Here is a 6,275-nt window from a genome sequence, read left to right on the forward strand (position 1 = left end):
GCGGTAGGAAGTGCTTTAATAATGGTTGTTTCGAAATATGCCTTTTCAGATATTGTATTTAAAGAACATATGGCTCTTGATCCGAGCCGGATTGCAGCGCAAGTTGTTAGTGGAGTGGGGTTTTTAGGTGCAGGGACAATCATTATTCAAAAGCAGGCAGTGAAAGGGTTAACGACAGCGGCAGGTTTATGGGCTACAGCAGGAATTGGATTAGCAATTGGAGCAGGTATGTATGTAGTAGGGATTGGAGCGATGATTCTCGTTTTAATTGGCTTAGAGATTGTAAGTCGTATTTTTAAGGTGCAATTTTTATTTCCGCAAAATATAACATTGCAAATTTGTATGAATAAACACGAAGCGTTACAACAAATAGTAGAGACGCTACAAGTGAAAGGCATTCCGATACTTTCATATGAAGTTGATGTTTTACAGCAAGAAGCGGGAAAAATCTATAAAGTAGGAATGCAACTAAAAAATATATCGTCAGAAGAAAAGAATGCATTTATTCAGCATATGCAAACATTGCCGGAAATTACGTTTATAAAGTTAAAATCATAGTGTTGAAATAGGGGATAGATGTAGCAGGAATTTCGCTATTATCTATCCTTTTTTGACATGAATCACATGTGAAGTCAAGTGTTAATTTCACTTTGAATGGATACATGTGTGAACGTTCCCTTCTTTTTTCTCAATACAGAATAAATAGTCAGAATAATAAAATAATGGAGCGGGACACTAAAAAATGTAAGGTAGGGGAGAGCATGAAAGGCTATTCAAAAAAAGTTTTAGTAGGGGTAAGTTTTGCTAGTTTAATGTTAGGGAGTTTTCAAGGAAGCATATTGGCGGAAGATACTAAGGGAGAGCAAGTTTCTTATCGAAATGTGCTAAAAATGGAGCCGGTTGGTGTACAACTGCCAGTGCAAGAGTTAGCTCATTCATCGAAAGTATTAGAAAGCAAGTCTTTTGAGAAAAGGCTACAATTTGCTGATTTATCGCAAAGACCACCTGAAGTAAAAAAGGAAAGTAAGCAATTAGCTGTAGCCAAAACATATACAATTGCTGAATTAAATCAATTAAGCAATCAGCAGTTAGTAGATTTACTTGTAACAATCGATTGGGAGCAAATTACGGGGCTATTTCAGTTTAATAAGGACAGCCTTGCATTCTATCAAAATGATAGTAGGATGCAGGCGATTATTGATAAATGGAAGCAGCAAGGACAAGCTTATACGAAAGATGATTCAAAAGGGATTGAGACTTTAGTAGAGGTATTACGCTCTGGATTTTATTTAGGTTTTTATAATGCAGAATTAAGTAAACTTAATGAGCGGAGCTATCATGATAAATGCTTACCTGCATTAAAAACGATTGCGAACAATCCAAATTTCAGCCTCGGTACATTGGAGCAAAATAGAGTTGTATCATCATATGGAAAATTAATAGGAAATGCTTCGAGTGATGTGGAAACGATAGCATCGGTTGCGAAGATCTTTAAACAATATAATGACAATTTTTCTACATTGGTAGATAATCTTTCAGCAGGTAATGCAGTGTACGATATTATGCAAGGTGTCGATTATGATATTCAGTCGTATTTGTACGATACGAATAAAGCACCGAAAGATACAATGTGGTATCAAAAAATTGATAGCTATATTAATGAGTTAAGTAGATTTGCGTTAATGGGAACAGTTACAGCGAAAAACGGATGGCTTATTAATAATGGGATCTATTATACAGGTAGACTCGGTATGTTCCATAGTACAGGGACGAAAGGATTGCAAGTTGTAACGGATGCGATGAAAATTTACCCATATTTAGGTGAGCAATATTTCGTAGCAGCTGAGCAAATTACGACAAATTATGGCGGGAAAGATGCAAATGGTAACGTTGTTAATTTAGATCAAATACGAGAAGATGGGAAGAAAAAGTATTTGCCGAAAACGTATACGTTTGATGATGGTGCAATTGTTTTAAAAGCCGGAGATAAAGTGACTGAGGAGAAAGTTAAACGTTTATATTGGGCAGCAAAAGAAGTGAAGGCACAATTCCATCGTACGGTTGAAAGTGACCAACCGTTAGAAAAGGGAAATCCAGATGATGTATTAACGATGGTTATTTATAATAGCCCAGCTGAGTATCAATTTAATCGTCAATTATACGGATATGAAACAAATAATGGTGGTATGTATATAGAAGGAACAGGAACGTTCTTTACTTATGAACGTACACCAGAAGAAAGTATATATAGTTTAGAAGAGTTATTCCGACATGAGTTCACGCATTATTTACAAGGTAGATATGAAGTGCCAGGACTTTGGGGACAAGGTAAGATGTATGAGAATGAGAGATTATCTTGGTTTGAAGAAGGGAATGCTGAGTTTTTTGCAGGTGCAACGAGAACGGACAACGTCGTTCCAAGAAAGAGTATTATAGGGGGACTATCTTCGAATCCAGCAGAACGTTATACGGCAGAGCGAACGTTATATGCAAAGTATGGAACGTGGGATTTCTACAATTATTCCTTTGCTTTACAATCGTATATGTACAATAAGAGATACGATATGTTTGATAAAGTTCATGATCTTATTAGGAAAAATGATGTGACAGCATATGATGCATATCGCTCTGCTTTAAGTAAAGATGCCAATTTAAACAAAGAGTATCAAGACTATATGCAAACGCTTGTTGATAATCGTGAGAAATATAATGTCCCATTAGTATCAGATGATTATTTAGCAACTCATGCACCGAAACCAGTTTCGGATATTGCGGCAGAAATTACAGCGGAAGCAAAATTAAATAATGTATCGGTAAAGAAAAATAAATCACAGTTCTTTAATACATTTACACTGCAAGGAACGTATACAGGTACTGCTGCAAAAGGAGAATATGAAGACTGGAAAACAATTACGCAAAACGTTAATGATACGTTAAAACGTTTAAGTGCAAAAGAATGGACAGGATATAAAACTGTAACAGCTTACTTTGTGAATTATCGTGTGAATGCATCAGGGCAATTTGAATATGATGTTGTGTTCCACGGTATTAATACAGAAGAAGGTGCAGTGAATAAAGCGCCAGTTGCGGTTATAAATGGTCCGTATAGCGGAAATGYGAATGAAGCAATCTCATTTAAAAGCGATGGATCAAAAGATGAAGATGGGAAAATTGCTTCTTATAAMTGGGAGTTCGGTGATGGTACGGTAAGTAATGAACAAAATCCAACTCACGTATATACAAAAGAAGGAACTTATACAGCAAAATTAACAGTAACAGACGATAAAGGAGCAGCTACTAGTGCTACAACGAGCGTAACAGTTCAAAAGAAAGAAGATAACAGTGTAGAAAAAGAGCCAAATAATTCATTTAAAACAGCGAATAAACTGCAGTTAAATCAATTGCTACGGGCTAGTTTAGGAAACGGTGATACAAGTGATTACTTTGAAATAAATGTAGAAACTGCGAAAAACCTTCAAATTAATGTAACGAATGAAAATAATATCGGAATAAACTGGGTTCTTTATTCAGAAGCAGATTTAAATAATTATGTTACGTATGCACAGCAACAAGGAAATAAATTAGTAGGTAGTTACTATACGTATCCAGGGAAGTACTATTTACATGTATACCAGTATGGTGGTGGAACAGGGAATTATACGGTAGAAGTAAAATAGTAAAAAGGTCGCCGTGAATGGCGACCTTTTTTATCCCGCTATTTGTGGGCAGTAAAACTCCCACCTCAAAATTCAGGTGGAGCAAAGAAGTTAGGTGGGAGATCAACTGCCCGTAAACGCCCGATTGGTTCAACTAATAATCAATAGGGGATGAACAACCCCCCACTGATTAAAGTTTCACTTTATTATGCGTTATACCCGAATAATTTTAGATTTTCTCCTGAGTCTGAAATTATTTTTTCGAATCGTAATCCTACTTTTTCTAAAAGCTTTCCTGAAGCAGTATTGTCTGTAGAAGTAATTGCTACAATTCGTTTGAGACCTAGCTCGTTTTTCCCATACTCTATTACCGCAGAAGCAGATTCGTAGCCGTATCCTTTTGAACGGAATTTTTCTGAAAACGCAAAGCCGATATCAACGTCTTCTAATGAGTCTCTTTTAATAAGTCCACACATACCAAGTGGAGTAAGATCTTCTTTTCGTTCCACTAAGTAAAGACCAAAGCCCATTTTATTATACATATCAACGGGTCCGTTTAAGATGTAATTTTTTGCATCTTCTAAGTTTTTAACCCCTTTATCACCAATAAACTGAATCCATGCAGGATCGTTTACTAACTCGAGAATGAACGGAGCATCTTTTATATCCAACCAACGAAGATTGAGGCGTTCAGTTTCACGAACTATCAATCTATCGCACCCCCTTTATAAGTTATAACAATTAGTATGGATTGYGWAAYAMAAAAGYGCAACATATTTTAATAGAGCCCTGCTTGTTCACATAAAGTTCGATTGTTTTGTATAAAAGGATATTCTATAATTAAGAATGATTGTAAAGAGTGAGATGCTTATACAATGACTCCTAGGAAACTAGGAGTTTTTACTATATAACTATCATTATTACTAAATATGACACATGACACATTCTACTTAAGGAGGTACATAATGAAGAAATTATATAACGCATCGTTTACGTATTTAATTATAGGTTTATTATCAGGAATATTCGCTAGAGAGTATGGGAAATTTAAAGGGATTTTAGGCTCTACTTTATTAAATCTTTTGCATACACACACGCTAGTACTTGGCTTTTTCTTCTTTTTAATTGCTTTGGGATTAGCGAAAGTATTCGCGTTTCATGAAGTGAAAGGATTTAATAACTGGTTTATTTTACATAATATCGCATTAACTTTAATGTTAGGATCGCTGGCAGCGAGAGGACTTCTTCAACTAAATGGAGCGGACTTTAAAGGGTTAACTTATATTGTAGGGTTCTCTCATTCGCTGATGGCATTCACATTAATTTGGTTTATGCTGTTAATAAAGAAATCATCTAAAATGTAGTTAAGAAGAACTTGTAGTGTGTGCTGCAAGTTCTTTTTTTATGTGTAAAAAAGGTAAACTTACTATTCTGATTATTTTGTATAAAAATGGTATAATTAATGTAGAGTAAATAATATAAAAGGAGAGTATGTAATGGAAATAACAATTGAGCGTTTAGTAAATGAATTAAAGGATGTACTTCCTGAAGATCAAGTAGTGGTTAATAAGACAGTAAGAGAGTTACATAGTAAAGATGAATCTTACCATACTAGTAGTTTACCTGATGTAGTTGTTTTTCCAAAAATGACGGAAGAGGTTAGAGCAATAATGAAGGTAGCGAGTGAGCATAAAAAACCTGTCATTCCATTTGGAGTAGGTTCTAGTTTAGAAGGTCATATAATTCCTTATGAAAAGGGGATTACAGTTGATTTTTCWTTAATGAACAAAATACTTGAAATAAGAGAGAAAGATTTTCTWGTGAARGTACAACCGGGGGTGACACGCTCTCAGCTCAATAAAGAATTGAAAAAGTACGGTCTGTTTTTTAGTGTAGATCCAGGTGCAGATGCAACGTTAGGAGGCATGGCTGCTACGAATGCAAGCGGAACGACAGCGGTGAGATATGGAGTTATGCGTGATCAAGTTCGTGATTTAGAGGTGGTACTTGCTGATGGACAAGTGATACATACTGGCAATTTAGCGGCGAAGTCATCATCAGGCTATCATTTAAATGGAATTTTCGTAGGATCAGAGGGCACGCTTGGATGCTTTACAGAGCTAACATTAAAAGTATACGGCATACCAGAACATGTTATGGCTGCGAGAGCATCGTTTCCAACTATAAATGATGCGGTAGAAGCTGTTATTAATATACTGCAAGCTGGTATTCCAATTGCGAGAATAGAACTTGTTGATGAACTATCTATGAAACAAGTAAATCATTATAACGAAACGAATTACAGAGAAGAACCAACACTGTTTTTAGAGTTTCACGGAAATGAAGCGGGATTAACACAAGATATCGAGTTTACGAAGGAAATTGTTTTTGATCATAAATGTAAAGAAGTTGCTTTTGAAACTGAAACTGCGGCGAGAAATAAATTATGGGATGCAAGACATAACTTAGCTTACTCTTATGTGCATAGTTACCCAGGTAAAAAGCTGATGAGTACAGATGTATGTGTGCCAATTTCAGAATTAGCTGGCGCAATACARCATGCGAAAGAGACATTAGATAAAGTKGGTCTTGTTGGTGGTATTCTTGGCCATGTAGGAG

5 protein-coding genes are annotated in these 6,275 nt (G+C 35.7%); 4 read left to right on the plus strand and 1 reads right to left on the minus strand.

Annotation, left to right across the window (positions count from 1 at the left end):
• Both AC1DJR_RS14050 and colA read left to right on the plus strand, forming a co-directional pair.
• Positions 1-558: MgtC/SapB family protein (locus AC1DJR_RS14050; protein WP_477002842.1), on the plus strand; the 558-nt coding region annotated here is incomplete at its 5' end.
• A gap of 203 nt (positions 559-761) precedes the next feature.
• Positions 762-3,677: a collagenase ColA gene (gene colA / locus AC1DJR_RS14055; RefSeq protein WP_477002843.1), complete on the plus strand. Its 2,916-nt coding sequence runs from the start codon at positions 762-764 to the stop codon at positions 3,675-3,677.
• 185 nt (positions 3,678-3,862) lie between these two features.
• Here the strand turns inward: colA and AC1DJR_RS14060 are convergent, their stop codons facing one another.
• Positions 3,863-4,366 carry a GNAT family N-acetyltransferase gene (locus AC1DJR_RS14060; RefSeq protein WP_429687891.1) on the minus strand — a complete coding sequence of 168 codons (504 nt, stop codon included), beginning with the start codon at positions 4,364-4,366 and terminating at the stop codon, positions 3,863-3,865.
• A 255-nt stretch (positions 4,367-4,621) separates the two neighbouring features.
• Between AC1DJR_RS14060 and AC1DJR_RS14065 the strand changes: the two genes are divergently transcribed.
• Entirely contained in the window at positions 4,622-5,020 is a 399-nt protein-coding gene (locus AC1DJR_RS14065; RefSeq protein ID WP_071747608.1) for a DUF2871 family protein, read from the plus strand.
• A gap of 132 nt (positions 5,021-5,152) precedes the next feature.
• A partial coding sequence (locus AC1DJR_RS14070; protein ID WP_477002844.1) for an FAD-binding oxidoreductase occupies positions 5,153-6,275 on the plus strand: 1,123 nt, incomplete at its 3' end.

Source organism: Bacillus sp. 05T31 (assembly GCF_056396725.1).

What these genes read in the sequence shown, in the direction of transcription:
- AC1DJR_RS14065 (WP_071747608.1), top strand. Translation starts at nt 4,622, where the DNA reads ATGAAGAAATTATATAACGCATCGTTTACGTATTTAATTATAGGTTTA.